The 20,688-nt window shown below is 63.1% G+C and carries 11 protein-coding genes and 8 pseudogenes; 7 read left to right on the forward strand and 12 right to left on the reverse strand.

Features of this window, described 5'->3' with window-relative positions:
• Positions 1-82 precede the first annotated feature (82 nt).
• Positions 83-1,464: pseudogene (locus ACFQH2_RS09065) on the forward strand (APC family permease); the annotation flags it as partial.
• Positions 1,465-1,887: 423 nt separating this feature from the next.
• A complete protein-coding gene (locus tag ACFQH2_RS09070; protein WP_377076980.1) occupies positions 1,888-2,241 on the forward strand; it encodes a universal stress protein in 354 nt (117 codons plus the stop codon).
• A 111-nt stretch (positions 2,242-2,352) separates the two neighbouring features.
• Here ACFQH2_RS09070 and ACFQH2_RS09075 read toward each other — a convergent pair whose 3' ends face one another.
• The 6 genes and pseudogenes from ACFQH2_RS09075 to ACFQH2_RS09100 all read right to left on the reverse strand — a co-directional run bounded on the left by ACFQH2_RS09075 (position 2,353) and on the right by ACFQH2_RS09100 (position 8,492).
• A complete protein-coding gene (locus tag ACFQH2_RS09075) occupies positions 2,353-2,796 on the reverse strand; it encodes a DUF4870 domain-containing protein (protein ID WP_377052894.1) in 444 nt (147 codons plus the stop codon).
• Between the two features lie 275 nt (positions 2,797-3,071).
• Positions 3,072-4,283, reverse strand: a complete 1,212-nt coding sequence (gene sufD, locus ACFQH2_RS09080; RefSeq protein WP_377052896.1) for a Fe-S cluster assembly protein SufD — start codon at positions 4,281-4,283, stop codon at positions 3,072-3,074.
• 1 nt (position 4,284) lies between these two features.
• On the reverse strand, positions 4,285-5,715 hold the full coding sequence (sufB, locus tag ACFQH2_RS09085; RefSeq protein ID WP_377052898.1) for a Fe-S cluster assembly protein SufB: 1,431 nt from the start codon (positions 5,713-5,715) through the stop codon (positions 4,285-4,287).
• A 51-nt stretch (positions 5,716-5,766) separates the two neighbouring features.
• Positions 5,767-6,683 (reverse strand): annotated as a pseudogene (gene sufC / locus ACFQH2_RS09090) (Fe-S cluster assembly ATPase SufC).
• Between the two features lie 123 nt (positions 6,684-6,806).
• Positions 6,807-8,092 (reverse strand): annotated as a pseudogene (locus ACFQH2_RS09095) (O-acetylhomoserine aminocarboxypropyltransferase/cysteine synthase family protein).
• An 88-nt stretch (positions 8,093-8,180) separates the two neighbouring features.
• Positions 8,181-8,492, reverse strand: a complete 312-nt coding sequence (locus ACFQH2_RS09100) for a DUF7521 family protein (protein ID WP_377052904.1) — start codon at positions 8,490-8,492, stop codon at positions 8,181-8,183.
• Between the two features lie 406 nt (positions 8,493-8,898).
• On the opposite strand from ACFQH2_RS09100, the pseudogene ACFQH2_RS09105 reads away from it, so the two are divergent.
• From ACFQH2_RS09105 to ACFQH2_RS09115, 3 genes and pseudogenes are all read left to right on the forward strand, one after another.
• Positions 8,899-9,818, forward strand: a pseudogene (locus tag ACFQH2_RS09105) (extracellular solute-binding protein).
• Positions 9,815-10,632, forward strand: a pseudogene (locus ACFQH2_RS09110) (ABC transporter permease). The pseudogenes ACFQH2_RS09105 and ACFQH2_RS09110 overlap by 4 nt, the downstream one beginning before the upstream one ends.
• Positions 10,629-11,795: an ABC transporter ATP-binding protein gene (locus ACFQH2_RS09115; RefSeq protein WP_377052910.1), complete on the forward strand. Its 1,167-nt coding sequence runs from the start codon at positions 10,629-10,631 to the stop codon at positions 11,793-11,795. Before ACFQH2_RS09110 ends, ACFQH2_RS09115 begins: the two are co-directional and overlap by 4 nt.
• On the opposite strand, the pseudogene ACFQH2_RS09120 reads toward ACFQH2_RS09115, so the two are convergent.
• A pseudogene (locus ACFQH2_RS09120) lies at positions 11,738-12,944 on the reverse strand (TIGR04347 family pseudo-SAM/SPASM protein). The gene ACFQH2_RS09115 and the pseudogene ACFQH2_RS09120 sit on opposite strands and share 58 nt — an antisense overlap.
• Positions 12,945-12,946: 2 nt before the next feature.
• The gene (locus tag ACFQH2_RS09125; protein ID WP_377052914.1) at positions 12,947-13,264 is read right to left on the reverse strand and encodes an Htur_1727 family rSAM-partnered candidate RiPP; all 318 of its coding nucleotides are present in this window, start codon (positions 13,262-13,264) and stop codon (positions 12,947-12,949) included.
• Positions 13,265-13,400: 136 nt separating this feature from the next.
• On the opposite strand from ACFQH2_RS09125, the pseudogene ACFQH2_RS09130 reads away from it, so the two are divergent.
• Together ACFQH2_RS09130 and ACFQH2_RS09135 are read left to right on the forward strand one after the other, a co-directional pair.
• Positions 13,401-14,479: pseudogene (locus ACFQH2_RS09130) on the forward strand (radical SAM protein).
• A 251-nt stretch (positions 14,480-14,730) separates the two neighbouring features.
• Positions 14,731-15,576: a succinylglutamate desuccinylase/aspartoacylase domain-containing protein gene (locus ACFQH2_RS09135; RefSeq protein ID WP_377052917.1), complete on the forward strand. Its 846-nt coding sequence runs from the start codon at positions 14,731-14,733 to the stop codon at positions 15,574-15,576.
• Positions 15,577-15,630: 54 nt separating this feature from the next.
• Here ACFQH2_RS09135 and ACFQH2_RS09140 read toward each other — a convergent pair.
• From ACFQH2_RS09140 to ACFQH2_RS09155, 4 genes and pseudogenes are all read right to left on the reverse strand, one after another.
• A pseudogene (locus ACFQH2_RS09140) lies at positions 15,631-16,613 on the reverse strand (VOC family protein).
• Between the two features lie 75 nt (positions 16,614-16,688).
• Complete coding sequence (locus ACFQH2_RS09145) at positions 16,689-17,135, reverse strand: UPF0179 family protein (protein WP_377052921.1); 447 nt, start codon at positions 17,133-17,135, stop codon at positions 16,689-16,691.
• Positions 17,136-17,230: 95 nt separating this feature from the next.
• Complete coding sequence (locus tag ACFQH2_RS09150; protein WP_377052923.1) at positions 17,231-17,617, reverse strand: DUF5820 family protein; 387 nt, start codon at positions 17,615-17,617, stop codon at positions 17,231-17,233.
• Between the two features lie 142 nt (positions 17,618-17,759).
• A complete protein-coding gene (locus ACFQH2_RS09155) occupies positions 17,760-20,456 on the reverse strand; it encodes an AAA domain-containing protein (protein ID WP_377052925.1) in 2,697 nt (898 codons plus the stop codon).
• Between the last annotated feature and the right edge of the window lie 232 nt (positions 20,457-20,688).

Here is a 20,688-nt window from a genome sequence, read left to right on the forward strand (position 1 = left end):
TAGATCTTTATAATTCTAACCGAACCTTCCTATGCATGGACAACACCGTCGACAGGGTTGACGGACGCTCCGTCGACCCCCGGACGGAGAAGCACCGCCTGTCGATGCCGTCGAGACGACCGACGAGGTAACCGTCGAAGACGACACCGAACTCGAACGGACCATCGGCCTCGTCGGCGGCCTCGCGATCGGTATCGGGACGATGATCGGCGCGGGGATATTCGTCTTCCCCGGTATTGCGGCGGGAGAGGCCGGGCCCGCCGCCGCGCTGTCGTTCGCCATCGGCGGCTTCGTTGCACTGCTGTCGCGTTACCGGCCTCCGAACTCGCGACGGCGATGCCCAGAAGCGGCGGCGGCTACTACTTCATCTCCCGCGGCCTCGGATCGGTCTACGGGGCGGTCGTCGGCATCAGCCTCTGGCTTGGACTGGTGTTCGCGTCGGCGTTCTACCTCGTCGGCTTCGGCGAGTACGCCGGGGCGGCAATGGCGGAGATCGGGATCACGCTACCGGGTGGGTCAAGCGTCGTGCTCGGCGTCGTATTCGGGGCGATCCTGACGGTCTTCAGCGCCACGGGGACCGAAAACGCGGCCAAACTACAGAACCTCATCGTCGGCTTTCTCCTGCTGATCCTGTCGATCTTTCTGACCTACGGATCGCTCAATGCAGTCGGCGTCTTCGGTGGTGGAACGGTGCCCGAGACGTTCGCGGCCGAGGGCCAGTTCGCCATCCTGACGACCGCGGCGCTCGTCTTTACATCGTATCTCGGCTTTGCACAGATCGCCACCGTCGCCGGTGAGATCAAATCCCCGGACAGGAACCTCCCGCTTGCGATGGTTGGCTCCGTGATCGTCGTGACGGTCTTTTACGTCGCCACAATCTTCGTCGCGACGAGTGCGCTTGGGAGCGACGCGCTGGAGGGGTTCAGCGAGACTGCGATGGTGGAAGTCGGTCGCGAGTTCTTCGGTACGGGCGGCGCAGTCGCTATCCTGGTCGCGGGGTTGCTCGCGACTTTTTCGAGCGCTAACGCGTCGATTCTCAGTTCCTCACGGGCGATTTACGCGCTGAGCAAGGACGCCCTGCTTCCTGCGAAGGCCAGCGAGATCAACCTCCGATACGGGACGCCGCACATCGCACTCGCGCTTGCTGGGGGCCCAATCGTGGTACTGACCGCAACCGGGCAGGTAGAACTGCTCGCCGAGGTCGCTTCCTTCCTCCATCTCGTCATGTACGGGCTGATCTGTATCGCCCTCATTGTCCTCAGACGAAACCCGCCGGACTGGTACGATCCGGACTACCGGATGCCGGGCTACCCCGTCCTCCCGGTGGTCGGGGCAGGAGCGAGTTTCGGACTGATCGTCTTCATGCAACAGTGGTCGATCATCGTCGGGACAATCATCATGTTGCTCGCAGTGGTATGGCATCGGTACTACGCTCGGGAAGTGCGACTCAAAGGGATCCTCTGACATGAATCCAACACTTATCGTTCCGGTACGCGTGCTCGAAGGTGAAGGCATAGAACAGGGCGTCATCGACCTGCTGGCCGACGCCCGCGTGGTGCTGGTCGGCTATCACGTCCTGCCCGAACAGACCGCTCCCGGGCAGGCCAAGTCCCAGTTCGAGGATCGGTCACAAGAGCGCCTCACTGATCTGGCCGACCAGTTCGAGTCCGTCGGAGCCACGGTCGAAAAGCGGTTGGTGTTCACGCACGACGAAGACCAATCGATAGACAGGATCGCAGACGAGGTCGATGCTGACGGCACACTGGTGCTCAACCCAGCCACGAAGATGGAGCGTGTTCTGGTCGCGGTACGGGGCGACGTCATACTCGATCGGATCGTCGACGTGACCGGGGGCTGCTCCGGGATACCGATATTTCGATCACGCTACTGCACGTCGCGACACCCGAGAGCGAAGTCGATGGGGAGGCACTGCTCGACCAATCTGCCTCGGTCCTCCAGGAGCAGGGCATTGATGCGGATCGGATCGAATCCCGGATCGAAACGTCTGGGACGCCGCTGGATCGGATCGCCGAGATCGCAAACGAACACGACGCTATCGTGCTCGGCGAATCCAACCCCTCGGTGACGACGTTTCTGTTCGGCCAGACGAGCCAGAAGGTCGCGGAACGGTTCATGCGGCCGGTCGTCCGCGTCAGACAGCCGCGGGCGTCCGAAGGGCCTGACGCCGACATCGCCGAAGCGGCCCGGAAATCGAGCGACGGAGAGAGCGGAGACACATAGCCGTCGTGTGGGTGCGCCATCCATCGCTGTCGAGGACTGGCTCGGCGAACGCGATTGCCGGAAACGGTTCGATATCGGCCGGGAATACGTCGGGTGGCCGTGTGGCGGCCCTCAGACGTAGTCGGCGGCGATACCCCCGAGAACCGGTAGCTCGAATCGGTCACCCTGATACGCTTTGACTATCAGGACGATCCATAGGACGAACGCAAGCGGTGCCAACAGTGTCGAGAACAGTCCAGCACCTAGCGCGAATATCCAGCCGACAAACGGGATAAGGTCCAGGGTGACCTGGATAGTACCCAGAGCGAACCCCAGTAGTGCAAGCCCACCGAAGACGAGTATGCTCTGTGCAGCGTGAAACCGGACGAACTCGTTCTCCTCTTCTATCAGATAGAAGATCAGTCCGGTAATGAATCCGAATACGTACGTCAGGGCTCCTGCGACGTTCTCGTCGAGGTCCCCGACGACCTTCTGCTCGAACTCCGGTCCCTCGGTAGTCGTCCTCGGTTGTCCCCCGTTCGGTTCCGCGTCCGTATCTGTATCGTTGGTGGCCATCTGGTCTCCCTCCAATGTGGTATTTCTCAATCGCCGGTGATTGAGTGTTCAAATAAACACAGTTCATAAAAATAGGGATTTGGCAGATTTAGTTAATAATACGCTTGTTTAGTTAATTCTGACATCGTATACGTATAGATTAGTTAAAATTCTATATCCGACTACCAATGTCCAGTGGGATGTATCAGGTGTGCCTGTACCGGGCTACATGTTGCCAAAAAAGGCTCTCTCAGAAACGAAAGCTGACGACGCCGCGACTCGGACGGTCGCTACGCTCAGTTTGCCAGGCGCTGCTTGACGTTTTCTCGCAGATCCTCGCGGAGTTCGTCGACGGCGACTTCTTCGAGAACCGGGACGAAAAAGCCCTCCACGAGCATGTCTTTGGCCTGCTGTGCGCCGATACCGCGGGCCATCATGTAGAGGAGGTCTTCCTGATCGACCTGGCCGACCGTCGCGGAGTGGCTGGCCTCGGTATCGTGGTTGTTGATGATCAGTTTCGGGGAGGCGTCGGCCTCGCTCTCGTCGGAGAGCATCAGCGTGTTCTCCCGCTGGTAGGAACTGGTGTCCCACGCGTCGCTGCCGACGTCTTGGACGCCCTCGTAGACCGTCCGGGCGACGTCGTCGATGACGCCGCGGGTGACGAGGTCGGCGGTCGTGTGCTCGGCACGGTGCCAGACTTTGACGTCGAGGTCGAAGTGCTGGTCGTTGTGGCCGAAGAACGTACCGACGATCTGGCTCTCCGAGGAGTCACCGTTGAGTTCCGTGGAGACCTCGGTCTTCGTGAGTCGGGAGCCGATGTTCCCCTCGATCCAGTCGATCGAGGCGTACGTGTCGGCGTCGCCACGCTTGAGCGTGAAGTTGTACGTCTCCTCCGAGAGGTTCTGGAGGGCACCGTACTGGACACTCGCGTTCTCGGCGGCGGCGATCTCGACGATGCCGCTGTAGTACCGTTCGCCCTCCATGTCGTCGCCGGTCGACTGTCGTTCGAGAAGCGTCACCGAGGACGACTCCTCGGCCACGATGAGCGTGTAGTTGAACAGCGAGCGACTGTTCATCTCGGTCCGGATCTTCACGTCTTCGGCGTCGACGCCCTCGGGGACGTAGACGACCGTACCGGTGTTAAACAGTGCCGTCGAGAGCGCAGTGAGATAGTTCTCCTGCGGGTCGACGATACTGCCGAAGCGCTCTTCGAGCAGTTCCTCGTGCTCCTGGACTGCCTCGCTCCACGAGAGTACGTCGACTTCCTCGGGACCGACCTGGTCCTTGTCCTCGGCGGCGTTGAGCGGATCGACGAGGCTCTCGTAATCGAGGTCTTCGAGGTTCGTCCAGGTGCGTCCCGGCGTGCGGATGACCGACGGCATGTCGAGGTCATCGAGTGCTGCGAGTGCGTCGAGACGTGTCTCGAGGAGCCATTCTGGCTCGTCGAGGTCCTCTGAAATCTGGCGAACGGTGCTTTCGTCGACTGCTGCGTGTACCTGCGTAGACATATTATCCGAGCGAACCCTCCATCTCGAGCTCGATGAGTCGGTTGAGCTCGACTGCATACTCGATCGGCAGTTCCTCCGTGATCGGCTCGATGAAGCCGGCGACGATCATCTGCTTTGCGTCGTCGTCATCGAGACCGCGGCTCTGGAGGTAGAAGATGTCCTCGTCGCCGATCTTGCCGACTGTCGCCTCGTGGGCGACGTTGACTTTCGACTCCTCGATCTCCATGTACGGCATCGTGTCGCTGGTCGACTCGTTGTCGAACATCAGCGCGTCACACTCGACAGCGGTCGAGGAGTTCTCGGCGCCGTCGGCGATGTGGACGAGACCACGGTAGTTGGTGCGGCCGCCGTCCTTGCTGATCGATTTGGACTCGATGGTCGACTTGGTGTCCGGTGCGTTGTGGTAGACCTTCGCGCCGGTGTCGATGTTCTGGCCCTCGCCAGCGAAGGCGATGGTGATGTGGTTGTCCGTTGCGCCTCGACCCTTGAGGATCGTAGAGGGATACAGCATCGTTGCCTTCGATCCCATGGACCCGGAGATCCACTCCATCGTACCGTTCTTCTCGACGATGGCGCGCTTGGTGTTGAGGTTGTACGTGTTCTTCGACCAGTTCTGGACGGTCGAGTACTGAACGTGAGCGTCCTCCTTGACGAACACTTCGACGCCGCCGGAGTGGAGGTTGTGACTGCCGTACTTCGGTGCGGAACAGCCTTCGATGTAGTGGACCTCGCTACCCTCTTCGGCGATGATGAGGGTGTGCTCGAACTGGCCCATTCCTTCGCTGTTCATCCGGAAGTACGCCTGCACGGGCATCTCGACGGTGACGCCCTCGGGGACGTAGACGAACGACCCGCCCGACCAGACTGCACCGTGCAGTGCGGCGAACTTGTTGTCGCTCGGGGGGACACAGGAGGTCATGAAGTACTCTTTGACGAGCTCTTCGTGCTCCCGAACGGCCTCGTCCATGTTACAGAAGACGACGCCTTTCTCCTCCCACTGCTCCTGCATGTTCTGGTAGACGACTTCGGACTCGTACTGTGCGCCGACGCCCGACAGCGCCTTCCGCTCGGCTTCCGGGATACCCAGTTTCTCGAAGGTATCCTGGATCTCGTTCGGAAGGTCCTCCCATTCGTCAGCGCCGGAGCGCTTCTCGACGTCCGGGCGGATATACGGAACGATTTCGCCGATATCGAGTTCCGTCAGGTCCGGCATTCCGGGCCAGTCGGTCGGTAGCGGCATTTCTTTGTACTGACGCAGCGAGCGGAGACGCCGCTCCCGCATCCAGTCCGGTTCGTCCTTGTCGTCGCTGATGAGACGGACGACCTCTTCGGTCAGTCCCTTCCCCGACTTGACGGCGGACTTCTCTTCTTTCTTGAACTCGAACCGCTCTTCGGTGTCGGTCTCTTTGAGGTGATCTTGATCTGAACTCATGATTTTGAATTACGTCTGGTTGCTTATAGGCCTACTTCTAGCCACTCGTGGTTACGCAGTCTCGTAGACCTGCTCGCGGACCCAGTCGTAGCCTTCGTCCTCGAGCTTCTCTGCAAGCTCCGGGCCGCCGCTTTCTGCGATCTTGCCGTCGAGCATGACGTGAACGTGGTCTGGCTCGACGTAGTCGAGAATTCGCTGGTAGTGCGTGATCTGGAGGATACCGGTGCCCTCCTCGTCGCGCAGCGCGTTGATCCCGTTGGAGACGTCCTGCAGTCGGTCGATATCGAGTCCGGAGTCGATCTCGTCGAGGACGGCGATCGACGGCTCGAGGATCGCAGCCTGGAGGACCTCGTTCTGTTTCTTCTCGCCACCGGAGAAGCCGGCGTTGAGGTAGCGCTGGGCGAACTTCTCGTCCATATCTAGCTGCTCCATCTTCCCGCTGAGGATCTTCTGGAACTCGGCGACGCCGATGTCGCCTTCGTCCGCGGCACCCTCCATCGGCGAGGACTCGTAGCCCTCGTCTTCAGCTTCTTCCTCGTCGGCTTCCTCGTCTTCGTCCTCGAAGAGCTCTTCGCGTTCCTCGATCTTCGCGTTGAGCGCCGTCCGGAGGAAGTTCGTCATCGTGACGCCCTCGATTTCGGCCGGATACTGGAAGCCGAGGAAGATGCCGAGTGCGGCACGCTCGTTGGGTTCGAGGTCGAGGAGGTTCCACGTCCGGTCGTCCTCGTCGATCTCGATTTCTTCGCCGAACTCTCCTTCTTCGATATGGAGGAGAACCTCTCCTCTGTTACGTCATAGGCGGGGTGACCGGCGATGATCTTCGCCGTCGTCGACTTCCCGCTACCGTTCGGTCCCATGAGAGCGTGAATCTCGCCGGATTTGACTTCGAGATCGACGCCGTCAAGGATCTTCTCGCCGTCTTCTTCTGCCACTTTCGCGTGTAGATTTTTAAGTTGGAGCGTAGCCATTGATGTAAGCCTCTGTCGTCAGTACGGAGGGGGTCGCCACCCATAATGGTTTCGGATTTCAGGCAATCAGTTCTCGTTCGAGAAAAATAGTTTTTGCAAAACAGAAACAATCGGGATATTTCGTTACGAGGTCGCCTGCTCGATCGCCTGGTCGAGATCGGCGATAATGTCCTCGATATCCTCCAGTCCGACCGAGAGCCGGATGAGGTCCGGCGTCGTTCCGCTCTCTAGCTGTTCTTCCTCGGTCAGTTGCTGGTGGGTCGTACTCGCGGGATGGATGATGAGCGTCTTGGCATCGCCGACGTTTGCGAGCAGGCTGGCGAGTTCGGTCGATTCGGACATCGTCCGTCCGGCCTCCTTGCCGTCCGAGAGGCCGAACGTGATCATCCCGCCGTAGCCCCCGTCGAGATACTTCGTCGCCTCCTCGTGGGTCTCGTGATGTTCGAGGCCGGGATAGTTGACCCACGCGACCTCGTCGTGACCGTCGAGATACTCCGCGACCGCCATGGCGTTGTCGGAGTGACGCTGGACGCGTAGCGGGAGCGTCTCCAGTTTCTGCAGGGTGACCCAGGCATCGAACGGGGCCTGCTGGTTACCGAGGTCACGGAGCGCTCGTGCGCGTGCGGTGGCCGCAAACGCGGCGTCGCCGAACGTCTCCTTGAAGTTCATCCCGTGATAGGCGGGGTTCTCCGCCGCTATTTCGGGGTAGCCCTCGGCGTCCCAGTCGAACGTGCCGCCGTCGATGAGGACGCCGCCGACGGTCGACCCGGAGCCGTGAATCCACTTGGTGGTCGACTGCCAGATCAGATCCGCGCCGTGTTCGATCGGATTGCAGAGATACGGGGTGGCGAAGGTGTTATCGACGAACAGCGGCGCGTCGTTGTCGTGTGCGATCTCTGCGATCCGTTCGATGTCCGGCGTCACGAGCGCCGGATTGCCGATCGTCTCCAGATGGACGTAGGCGGTGTTCTCGTCGATCGCCTCCTCGTAGGCGTCGTAATCCAGCGTGTCGACGAACCGCGCTTCGACGTTGCGCCGGGGGCGGTGTGAGTGAAATAGGTGTAGGTCCCGCCATAGAGCGACGAGGACGTCACGATGTTGTCGCCCGCCGAGGCGAGCGTGAAAGTCGCGAGGTCCAGTGCGGCCATCCCGCTGGAGGTCGCGATTGCGCCGACGCCGCCCTCCAGTTCGGCGAGACGGCCTTCGAGCATCCCGTTCGTCGGATTCATGATCCGGCTATAGATGTTGCCGGGTTCTTCGAGGGCAAACAGAGATGCGGCGTGTTCGGCGTCGTCGAAGACGTACGAGGTAGTCTGATAGATCGGCGGCGCTCTGGCTCCCGTCGACTCGTCAGGCTCCTGTCCCGCATGAACGCTATCGGTGAAGAAGCCGTAATCGTTGTCTGACATACGTTCGCCCGTTCTCATCGGGCTAATATAAAACGACGGCGACCGGCAGGAACCGCCGCTCGTTCGGACATCCGGCAGAACTCGCCGCTCACTTGGTCGCCTGGCCGGTCTGTCGTGTCGTCCCATGGTTCGACTGGAGCGAGTACGCCATGACGACGAACCCGGCCGCGATAGAGATACTCTGCACTGCGACGGCGAAGAGCAACGAGACGAGCGCGAACTGGTACAGCGCGATGCTAGTCAGCGTTCCACCCGTGATCAGTCCGAAGCCGACTGCCAGCGCTTCGAGCTGTCTCGATTCGGTCCGGGTGAACGCCTGATATGCGAACAGCGTTATCGCGCCCCCAAATACGAGTATCACTGTGTACGCGCCCACGATGATGGCGGACACTCTATCCACTGGAGACACCCCCGCAAGCTAGTGTTTTGCGGACCGATACCGGCCTCCCCAATTGACAGATAGTGGTAAAGTCACACATGGTATCGTCTCTCTAGCATAAATCGGGTGGAACAACACTATTAATCATCCTAATATTCTCGCGGACTGAGAATGTGCTGACAGACCAGATGAATAGCAGGGATATCGTGTCTACCGGGATGGGATGGATCCGATACTGGATATGGCCCGCCCCTGCCCGTCGGCTGAAACGATTCTCAGTTACGGTGTTCGCTTGCACCGCTCAAATAGCGAAAAAGTAACTATATATGATTTCATTCTACACTTTTGGGAAACGAGATAAGTTATATACACGACTCAGTACAAGCATCAACCAATGGTGGAGATGACCGCTCGGGGCCAGTCTGTCATGGACCGCCGCTCGCTACTCGCGGCAACGGGCAGTCTGGCAGGGGTCGCCTCGTTTGCTGGCTGTCTCGGCGACGAGGCGACGAGCGTTACCGTGCTTGCCGCCGGAAGCCTCGCCCGGACGTTCGAGGAATACGTCGGCCCGGCGTTTCGCGAGGAGACGGGCATCGACGTCCACGGGGAGTACTACGGAACGAACGCGGTGATGCGGATGGTCGAGGAGCGGACGAAACATCCGGACGTGATCGTCAGCGCCGACGCGACGTTGCTCCGGGACCGACTGTACGGCGAGTTCACCGACTGGGACGTCGAGTTCGCGACGAACACCCTCGGTATCGGCTACAACGAGAAGACGACGTTCGGACGCCGCCTGGACGACGGAGAGCCGTGGTACGACGTGGCGCGCCAGACCGACGACGGCGACCTCGCGATCGGTGACCCGGACCTCGACCCGCTCGGCTACCGGGCCGTACAGGCGTTCGAGCTGCGGAGAGAGAGCACGACCTGGACGGGTTCAGAGAGCAGATGCTGTCGCTGGCCTACAGAGAACCCGAGGAGCCACAGATGATGGCTGGCGTCGAGAGCGGGTCCCGTGCCGCGGCGTTCGTCTACCGGAACATGGCGGTCGATCACGGACTACCGTTTTTCGAGTTTCCCGACGCGTACAACTTCGCAGAGCCGGATCTCGCTGATCACTACGCAACCGCGGAGTTCACTACCGACGAGGAGGGCTACACCGCCACGGGGCGGCCGATCCTGTACAACGCGACGGTTAACGATGACGCCGACGCGCCGGACGCCGGCCGCGACCTCGTCGCGTTCCTGGCGGAGAATCCCGATCTGCTCGACGCCGCAGGACTGACCGTCGCCGACTCACTTCCACGCTCGGTGGGCACCGTTCCGGGGGCGATCAACGTGTGAGCCTGGCCGATGCCCTCTCGCGCCAGCGCCCGACTCGGCCCACGGGATTGCTGCTCCCGGCGCTACTCGGTGGTCTCCTCGTCGTTTACTTCGCCGTCCCGTTCGCCGCGTTCCTCGCCCGGACCGGGTCGGTCGATATCCTCGGTAGCCTGTCGTCGCCGGAGGCACGAACGGCGATTCGGAACTCACTGCTCACCGCGCCTGCCGCGACCCTGATCGCGACGGTGTTCGGTATCCCGCTCGCGTACGTCCTCGCGCGCAAGTCGTTTCCAGGGAAACGGCTCATCGAGGGCCTCGTGATCCTCCCACTGATCGTGCCGCCGGTCGTCGGCGGCGCGATGCTGCTGACCGCAGTCGGCCGGTTTACGCCGATTGGCTCCGCGGCGGCCGCGGCCGAGATCCCGCTTACTGGCAGCCTGTTCGGGGTCGTGCTGGCCCAGACGTTCGTCGCCGCGCCGTTCGTGATCATCACTGCACAGTCCGGCTTTTCTGCGATCGACGAACGGCTCGAACAGTCCTCGCGCTCGCTGGGGCACGGCCCGCTCGCGACCTTCTGGAACGTCTCGCTCCCGCTGGCCAGAGGGGCAATCGTCGCCGGAATCGTCCTGACGTTTGCCCGCGCAATCGGGGAGTTCGGCGCGACGATGATGGTCGCGTACAACCCCGGACGATGCCCACGCGGATCTGGGTCGAATTCATCGCGGGCGGCATCGATGCGATAGTTCCGCTCGCGCTTGCGCTGTTCGCGATCACGCTTGCAGTGCTTGCCGCAGTCCAGTACTTCGGGCGAGTACCGACGGTGATCGACGGATGATCCTGGACGTCGACTCGGTCTCGAAACGGTACGGCGACGACATCGCAATCGACGACGTCTCGCTCACCGTGGACTCGGGCGAACTGGTCGGCCTGCTCGGGCCATCGGGCTGTGGGAAGACCACGCTGGTCCAGGCGATTGCGGGACACGTCCGACCGACCGCCGGGACCGTCTCGCTCCGCGGCGAGGCAGTCACCGAGGAGCCACCGGAACAGCGGCAGGTCGGACTGGTCTTCCAGCAGTCGACGCTGTTTCCGCATATGACCGTCGCCGAAAACGTCGCCTATGGGCTCGAAGCGACCGGTATGGACCCCGAACGGCGTGCAGAGCGCGTCAGCAAGCATCTCGATCTGGTCGGTCTTGACGGCCGCCGGGAGGCCTACCCCGCGGAGTTGAGTGGCGGACAGCAACGCCGCGTCGAACTGGCTCGCGCGCTCGCGCCTGGCCCGGACATCCTGTTGCTCGACGAACCGCTGTCGGCGCTGGATCGCACGCTCCGCACCCGGCTTCGCGATGAGATCGGTCGCATCCAGCGGGCGACCGGGGTGACGACTCTCTTCGTCACCCACGATCAGGAGGAGGCGATGGCGCTCGCCGACCGCCTTGTCGTCATGGACGACGGACAGATCGCCGGAGCGGGGCCTCCCCGTGAACTCTACGAGTCCCCACCGAACTCGTTTGTCGCCGATTTCCTCGGCCGGTCGAACGTGCTGCGCGCGCCGGTGGACGGGTCCGACCCCCTCACGCTCTCCGTCGGCGGCCGGGACCTGCAGTTCGAGCCAGCGGGCGACTCGACGACTGGCGATGCCGTGACCGTTCGCGCCCGGCCACGAGGGCTGAATCTTGCTGTTCCGGACGATCCGGACGCGACGCTGTCGGTTCCCGTGACGGTGACCCGAATCTCGGATCGCGGAACGAGATACGATCTCATCTGTCGAACAGGCGGCGACGAGGAGTTCGTCGTCGAGCACGAGGCCGAACCGCCCGGAATCGGCGAGTCGCGGACGCTCTCGATCGCTCTCGATGATCTCGTGGTGTTCGACGACGGGACGGGTGAACGGATCGATGGGACTCTCTCGATGCCCGCACCAGCAACGCCGACCGCTCAGTCCGACGGCGTGGGCGATGACGAGGAGGGGACGCGTTCGTCAGACTTCAAATAACACTGCGGATCGGGCGCGAACGGGTCGTCGTGGACCGCCAGCGCGCGGAGGCGAGAGCCCCTCGACAGATCTCCTGATACTGGCAGTCGCTACAGCGACCTTTCAGATGCTCGGAGCGCTCTCGGAGACGGGCCAACAGCGGGTTGGACTCGTCCTCCCAGATCGCGCCGAACGAGCGGTCGCGGACGTTGCCGAGGCTGTAGCCCTGCCAGAACTGCGTGAGGTGGACGTTGCCCTGATAGTCGACGTCGGCGACGCGCTCGCCCGCCGGATCGCCCCCGTTGCGCCGCAGATACCGGTAGATCCGGTTGGCCTGTGCCTCGCCCAGTTCCTCGCGGGCGTACTCGACGAGGAAGCCGGCGTCGGCGTAGTTGCCGACCAGTAGCGTCTCTATCTCCTCGCCCTTCTCGTGGTACTCGCGGGTCATGTCACAGAGCCGTCGCACTGCTTCCCGGCGTTTTTCGGGGGTGAGATCCACGTCGCTGATGTCGGCCCCGCGGCCGCCGTAATCGAGATGGTAGAAACAGAAGCGGTCGACGCCCTCGTCGCTCAGCAGGTCGACGACCCCCTCCAGATCCGGTGCGTTCATCTCCGTGATCGTATACCGGAGACCGGTCTTCAGGCCGACGTCCTGACAGGCGTGGATCCCGTTGAGCGCCGCCTCGAACGCCCCCTCCTGCCCGCGGAACTCGTCGTTGCGTTCGGGGAGGCCGTCGACCGAAACGCCGGCGTATTTCAGCCCGGCGTCGCGCAGTTCGCGGGCGCGCTCCCTGTTCAGCAGGGTGCCGTTCGTCGACAGCACGGGCCGGATACCCTGATCGTCGGCGTAGGAGACCAGTTCGGCCAGATCCTCCCGAACAAGGGGCTCACCCCCGAGAACAGGACGACCGGCGCGCCGTACTCCGCCAGGTCGTCGAGCAGGTCTTTGCCTTCCTCGGTCGTCAGTTCACCCGGTGCGGCGACCGATTCCGCACCCGCGTAGCAGTGAGAGCAGTAGAGGTTGCACTGCTTGGTCGTGTTCCAGACGACGACCGGCCGCCGCTGTTTCTCCTCGGTGATCTGGGACTTGTCGGACTCGTCGGCGGCGTCGTACCGCAGGCCATCGCCCTCGGCATCCAGGTCACAGAGGAGTTTGCTGATCGAAATCATCGTCAGAACTCCATCGTTCGCGATTCGGTCCCGTCCTCGGGCGTCGCGTCTTCGCCCTCCGGACCGAGCGAGTGCGTCGAGAAGCGGTGCATCTCCCCGGCCGGACAGATCCAGACGTCGCTGGCGAACCAGCCGAACAGCCGACTGGCGTGTTCGTGGGCTGTCTCGGCCGTTGCGGCGCTAACGCTCCCGACGTGGGACATTTTGGCGTCCTCGTCGTCCCGGAGGAACACCTCCCACTCGGGGAGGTCGTCGCCACGGTTCTCGTCGCCCACGCGTGTGCGCGACGCCTTCTCAACCTGTGTCGATCCGTCGTCCATACCTCTGCTCCGTGATTCGTTCAAAAGGCGGGCACGCCGATTTTCAGCCACTGGGAATCGGCTTCGTACTACATAGCCGATCCGAGGTAACACCCGGTACCGCTCGGACACATGCTGCCAAGGCCGCTTCACCACCATGCACGTCGATACTGACCGTCAACCGCTCGTACTGATCTGGGAACTGACGCAGGCCTGTGATCTGGCCTGTGACCACTGCAGAGCAGACGCCGTTCCGGACCGACATCCCGAGGAACTGACGACGGGCGAGGCGAAGGCTATGCTCGACGACGCCCGCGAGTTCGGCGAGGGCCAACTGGTCGTCTTCTCGGGGGCGACCCGCTCAAGCGTGACGACCTGATCGAACTCGTCGAGTACGGCACCGATATCGGGCTGAGCGTGACGCTGACGCCGAGCGGGACGGCGTCGCTCACGCGTGATCGGATCGAGGCGCTGGCGAACGCTGGACTCCGCCGGATGGCCCTCAGCATCGACGGGGCGTCGCCGGAGACGCACGACTCCTTCCGCGGCGAGGACGGAAGCTACGCGGATACCATCGAGGCCGCACGAACTGCGGCCGAGTTCGATATCCCGTTACAGATCAACTCGACTGTCTGTCAGCGGACCGTCTCGAACCTCCCGGGACTCCGCGAGGTCGTCCGTGACCTCGGAGCCGTCCTCTGGAGTGTCTTCTTCCTCGTCCCGGTCGGCAGAGGCAAAGCCCTCTCGCCGGTCAGTCCGGACCGGTCGGAAGCGATCATGGAGTGGCTTCAGGACGTCGCGGACGAGGAACCGTTCGGCGTCAAGACGACCGAAGCACCCCACTATCGACGCGTCGGCATCCAGCAGCGCGAGGACGAAGATGGCGAGGCGACGGGAAGCCGGGGTCGGTCGATGGGGATCACGGCGGGCGACGGCTTCGCGTTCGTCAGCCACACGGGCGAACTCTTCCCGTCGGGCTTTCTACCGATGTCGGCGGGGAACGTCCGCGAAGAATCAGTCGTCGAACTCTACCGGAACGCCGACCTTTTCGAGGGGCTCCGGGATCCCGACGCGCTGACTGGCAAGTGTGGCGCGTGTCCTTATCGGGCGGTCTGTGGTGGCAGTCGGTCCAGAGCGTTCGCGACCACTGGCGACCCGCTGGCCAGCGATCCACTCTGCCCGTTCGTCCCGGAGGAGTACGACGGGCCGCTTCCAGCCGACAGCAACGCTGACTAACCGTACATTGTCGGCGTCGGAAAAACCGATAGAGAGAACCGGTCCGAAGTGCCCAGCTTCGGAGCGGCACTTGGATGAGAACGAACCTGATGGATCGGCAGTTGAGCACTCGTCGTTTGTCGCGCTGGCGCAGTGCCAGCGGTACGGAGTAATGGCTGCAGACGGGTATAGCGTGCACCGGCGAACGGCGGCAGTATAAGTCCCCTCCCGGAACCGAACGCCATATGAATCATCAGCCAAACGATTCTCCAATGCGCGTGGAGCAACTCGGAGAGGGAACCCCAACCGTCGCCATCGTTGCCGGTATTCACGGTGACGAACCGGGTGGAGTCGCCGCCGTCGACCGTCTCGTCGAGGCGTCACCGCCTGTCGAGCGTCCGGTCTTGCTGGTCGTCGTCAACGAACGCGCCCTCTCGGCGGGTATCAGATACGTCGATACGGATCTCAACCGGGCGTTCCCCGGCGACCCTTCTCAGGACGCTCACGAACCGAAACTCGCACACGAACTCGCGGACCTCCTGGACGGCTGTACGGTCCTCTCGTTGCACTCCACGCAGTCCCACCCTGACCCGTTCATGGTCGTCGACCGGGTGGATCCGCTCGTCGAACGGCTTGCCGCACAGCTACCGCTCGAATCGGTCGTCGACACCGGAGAGTACATTCAGGGTCGGTTGTTCGCGGCCGTCCGAACAATCGAAGTCGAGTGTGGCCTCCAGGGATCCGACGCCGCCGCAAGCACCGCGCTCCGACTCTCGCTCGCCTATCTCCGGACGATGGACGTCCTCACGCCCGAGGTCGCCGACGACCTCGCGGCGGAGTTTGACGTCGCCCCGCTGGTCGATCCGGACTCCTCGGAGACGCCGGTGTACCGCCTCACCGAGCAGATCCCCAAAGACCACGAAGCGGAGTACGAGGTGCTCGTCGACAACTTCGATCACGTCGAGAGGGGGACGGCCTTCGCCAGAAACGGACACGGCGACATCGTCGCTGACGAGCCGTTCTACCCGGTCCTGCTCTCGGCGGACGGCTACGAGGAGATACTCGGATACGCTGGGCGGCGCCGGCGCATCGTGTCCAGAACCGCGGCTCAAAAGTAAGCGTCTCACCGGTGCGCTGCTGGTAGTTACTCCGTGAGTGCCGACCCTTTCCGCTCAGTCGTCGGCTTCGGCAACGTCTGCCCGCGGAACCGTGATATCGGCCAGCGCTGCTTCGGTCGCTTCCCGGCGGTTCTCGAACTCCCCGGAAGGACGAGTCGTCCGCCGAGGTCATCCAGCGGTTCGTCGCTGGTGTAGCCGGGGCCGCTCGTCGCCAACTCGAAGAGGACGCCGTTGGACTCGCGGAAGTAGACCGAGCGGAACCAGTGGCGGTCGATCTGTTGGGTTGGCCGTAGTCCCTCGGACTGGACGGCCGTGCGCATCGCCTGCTGGTCCTCGTCGGTGGGTGTCTGGAAGGCGACGTGGTGGACCGTCCCGTGCCCCTGCTGACCTGCCTCGATTGTCGGTAACACGTCGACGTACTTTCCGACCGGCCCGCTCGCGGCGAACCGAGTCCGTTTGTCGCCCGGTGCGTCGCCCTGTGCCTGCTCGTGACCGACTTCGTCGAGACCCATCGTCCGGAGGAGTTTCTCGGTCGGGCCGGGATCGGCCAGCCAGAGCGTTACGGAGTGGAACCCACGAATCGCGGCGTCCTCGGGGACGAACTCGGTCCACGGGACGGTCGGGTCGTCGTCGGGAATCTCGGTTTCGACGAGTTCGACAGGAAGCCCGTCAGGGTCGCGGAACGGGAGCACGGTTTCCTCGAACCGCTCGACGCGCTCGTCGTAATCGACGTCGTACTCGTCGAAGCGCACCTCCCAGTAGTCGAGACTTCCCTCCGGGACGCGAAAGGCGGTTCGGGAGACCTGTCCGGAGCCGACGCGCCCGCTGGAGAGGTTCTCCCACGGGAAAAACGTCATACTCGTTCCGGGCGTCCCCTCCGCGTCGGCGAAGAAGAAGTGATAGGTCTCCGGGTCGTCCTGATTGATCGAGCGTTTGACTAGTCGCAGGCCGAGCGTCTCCACCCAGAAGTCGAGGTTTCGTTGCGGATCACCGGCCACGCAGGTGACGTGGTGGATACCGGGCGTTGGGTTCGTCATCACTCTCCCTATGCGTCGCAACGACTTGAGTTGCCGCTGACGTGAGTGTTACCGGGAGGAAGTCCTGTCGGGGCGCTACTCTTCGGGTGTGAACTCGACGAGCGTGAGATCCCGGTCGAGTTCGCAGTGGTCGTGTGGCGGGTCCCCGATGACCGAGTCGATCCGGCGCTCTTCGCCGAACTCCACGCCGTCCGGTTCGCAGTAGACGTGGCTCGGACACTCCGTATGTGGACAGGGGCCTTCGAGTGTCACCTTCGAGCCAGCGTAGGCGTTCCGCGAGGAGACGTTCGCCGGCACTGAGGCCGGTTCGACTTCGACGGCCTGGACGCCAGCATCGTGGACTGCACAATCGAGGACCTGTGCGTTCTCCCGTACGTCCGTGACCCGGTACTTGACGCCCGTAGTTAGCCCGAGACACTGGCTGCGATACGGACAGCCGGCACAGCCGCTCGCCTCCCCCTCGAAGACGAACTCCTGCCCCTCCGAGGCGAGGCGGGTCCCGATCAGCGTGACCTTGCTCATACGGGGTGATACCGTAGGGAAGAGGTTAAGAGTCCCGCACTGGTACGGGGTGATACCGTAGGGAAGAGGTTAAGAGTCCCGCACTGGTACGGCGCTCACTCGCCTGTCACTTCGTCCAGTTTCTCGAAGTACTCCGGTCGGGGCACCTGATACAGCTTTCGGTAGTCGATCTCACCGTCGGCGAAGGCTTCGGCGAGTTCGACGACGCGCCGAACTGCCGCTTCGCGGTCGTCGAACCGCTCGTTCTCCCGTTCGACCTCCGGTTCGAGATACAGGATGACGGTCCAGCCACTCCCGGACTCGATGGGGTCGTGCCCGGCGGGCCGCCGCGACGGTCGCCCCCGCGTCAGATAGATCGTCGGCAGACACTCCGCCGGAAACCGGTTCGCGTCGAAGATGTCGGGACGGTAGGCGAGGACGCTACGCCCGTCCGGCTTGTCGTTCCAGACGACCCAGCCGTCCGGAAGGTTCTCGTAGCTCATGTCTCCGGGTATGGTTCCCGTCGCCAAAAGCCGTCCTACTCGACAACGATCCGACCGGGAGAGAGCCACATCGAGCGGCAGGTCCTAAACGAGTGTCACACAGACCGCCGACTCCGACTTCGAGCGCGCCGATGCGGCGTGGTCAGCGTCCCGCCCAGTCGACCATCCGCGCGTAGCGCTCGTCAGTGGAGAGCGCGTCGGCGTCGCCGATCAGGACGAGCGAGCGCTTCGCCCGGGTCAGCGCGACGTTGATCCGCCGGTAGTCCTCGAATATCGGCCCGTCGAGGCTCCCGCTGGCGACGAAGGAGACGACGACGACGTCCTTGCTCGATCCCTGGAACCGGTCGACAGTATCGACCGCGACCTCCTCCGGGGTTCGGCGTCCGATCTCGGCGACCTGCGCCCGGAACGGCGCGATTACGGCGATTCGGTCGGGTGCGACGCCCGCCGAGAGGAACTCCTCGACCACCCTGCCGACGCGGTCGGCCTCTACGGCGTCGGTGTGTTGTCCGCCGTCGCCCGGCACGTCGAACAACGTGACGCGCTCGCGTAACGGGGCCGATAGCTGGCTCGCGTCGACGCCGTCGAGAGTAGCGATGTTCCTGCCTGCGACCTCGCCTGTGGCGGGCCGTAGCTGTCCGTCGTAAAACTCGCGGGAGGCGAACGCCTGAATCCGCTGGGCCATCCGATACTGCCGGGTGAGTAGCACGGACGCCTCGGGGTGTTCCTCGTGCATACGCTCGAACAGCGACGTCGAGAGGCCGTTCTCGCTGCGGACGACCGGAGGTAGCTGGTGGTGGTCGCCGACGAGGACGAACCGGTCGGCGCGGTTGATCGCCGCGAGCGTGTTGGGTTCGGTTAGCTGTGAGGCTTCGTCGACCACCGCGACGTCGAAGGACTGCTCGCGGAGTTCGCGTGAGCCACAGGTCGCCGTGGTCGCCGCAACGACCTGTGCGTCTTCGAGTTCGGCCGCCCGTTCCTCCGGATCGCCGCGCGACTCCAGTCGGAGATCCTGCATGTCCTCGCGGATGCCGCTTTTCGTTCCCACTCTGACGACGTCGGCCGCTTCACTGCCGTCGTCTTGCCCCTCTGGCGCGACGCCGTACCCCTGCTCACGCAGGGCTTCGAGGGCGTTGTCGACCGCCCGGTTGGTAAAGGCCGACAGCAGGACGCGCTCGCCCCGGTCGACCATCGCCCGGATCGCTCGCGCGATGGTGTACGTCTTCCCGGTGCCCGGCGGGCCGTGGATCAGTGCCAGATCCTCCGCGGTGACGGCCTTCTTGACGGCCTCGTTCTGGGCCGTGTTGTTGTCGATGAACGTCTCCCCGGTCGTCCCGAACTCCGGGTCACGACGCCCGAACAGGACGTCTTTCCGGCGTTCGCTTCCCTTGAGCACCGTGTCGTGTAGTGCCGTTAGCATCCGGTCGACGCCCAGTTCGGAGGGGTAGACGTCGAGTCGCGTGAGTGAAACGGGTTCGTCCGCCGTCACGACGACTCGGTCCTCTTCGAGCCGTTCGATCCGGGCCATCTCGGAGTGGCCCTCGATCGGATCGCCGTCGCTCGCGAGCACCACATCACCCTCCCGGAGTTTCGAGACTGCCGACCCCGTCCGGTCGGCGTGTAGCTCCCAGCGCCCACCCGGTAGCTCCTGCCTGTCGGTCGGTTCGAGGCCGATCAGTGCGCGGTCATCGTCGGCCCGCTCCTCGGGCGTCTGCTCCCAGAGTTTTGCGTACTCCTGATGCGTTTCGCGCCGCTCCGCTTCGAGCCACTCGTAGAACCGATCGAAATACTCGCGTTCCTCCTCCGGTACCGCACGACCGATCTGCCCCGCTTTGGACTCCTGGTTCAGTCGCCCGGAGACGACCATGCAGGTGTCCTGCTCGAAACAGGAGTCACAGTTCGCGTCCGCCTCGTAGCCAGTCGGGACCGTCATGCCGTGTTCCATCGCGGCAATCCGATTCCGCTCGCGGACGACGAACTCACAGAGGCCTCTCCCGATGGAGAACTCCTTGGCCGGCGAGAGGTCACCCGTCGCCTGGCCTCGATCCAGCGTCGTGTTCTTCGTGTAGAGCAGGGTGCCCGTATCCGCCGGGACGTCCCGCTCGCGCAGCAGCAGCGCGTACGCGGCCGCCTGTATCTTGTCCTGAAACCGCGGGTCGCGCCGCGTGTTCTTGCCGGTTTTTAGCTCGACCGGCATCCCGCGACGGATCGCGTCGGCCCGCCCCTTGATGCCGAACCGGTGGCTGATCAGCAACTGCTCGCTCCGCCAGTTGTCCTCGTCAGTGAGCGTTCCCTGGCTCAGCCAGCCGTCGATTGCCGCGGCGTTCCCGCGGACGTCCTCCCGAACCTCTTGGGCATCGCGGCCGAGCAGGCCGAGTTCCAGGCCGACCTCTTCGACCCGATCATCGATGGCGTCGTCGAGGTCCCGGCCACGCAACAGGTCGCCGAACACCTCGTGGACGATGGTCCCTTTCACGACGGGGTAGTTCAGCGGGATTGCCGAAATCTTGTTCAGATAGTACATCCGCGGACACTGCACCCACGAGCGGATGTGGGTCACGTTGACTAGGAACGATGGCTCGACGATCACGTACGAATCGCCCGTCGTCGAGTACTGCTCCTCGCCGTCGTAGTCGTCCTGCTTGGCGTCCGTGACGACGAGTTCCATCCCCGCCTCGACGTACTCGCCGGTCTCGGCCCACTTGCCCCACAGCGTCACGGTGACGGGGTCGCTGTCCTCATCACGGCGGACCGATAGCTCCGCAAGATCGCTCTCCCCGTGTTTCGTCGTGATCGTCCTGGGCTCTTCCGCGTCGACGATCACGCCTTCCAGATTCACGATAGCCAGTCCGGCGTCGTGGGGCAAAAGGGCTCGGGTCTTCGGAGACGATGATGGCTACCAGATATAATCAAATCCCCATGGATAAAATTATGTGTTTCTATATCTATTGAATTGCATGGAGTGTCCGTCCTGTAACAAAGAGTTACGCACTGAACAAGGAATGCGGCAGCATCATACCAAAGTTCACGAAACTCCCCTCGCTAACCGGGAGTGCAAGGGATGCGGGTCC

This window comes from Natronoarchaeum sp. GCM10025703 (assembly GCF_042661985.1).
Classification (GTDB): domain Archaea; phylum Halobacteriota; class Halobacteria; order Halobacteriales; family Natronoarchaeaceae; genus Natranaeroarchaeum.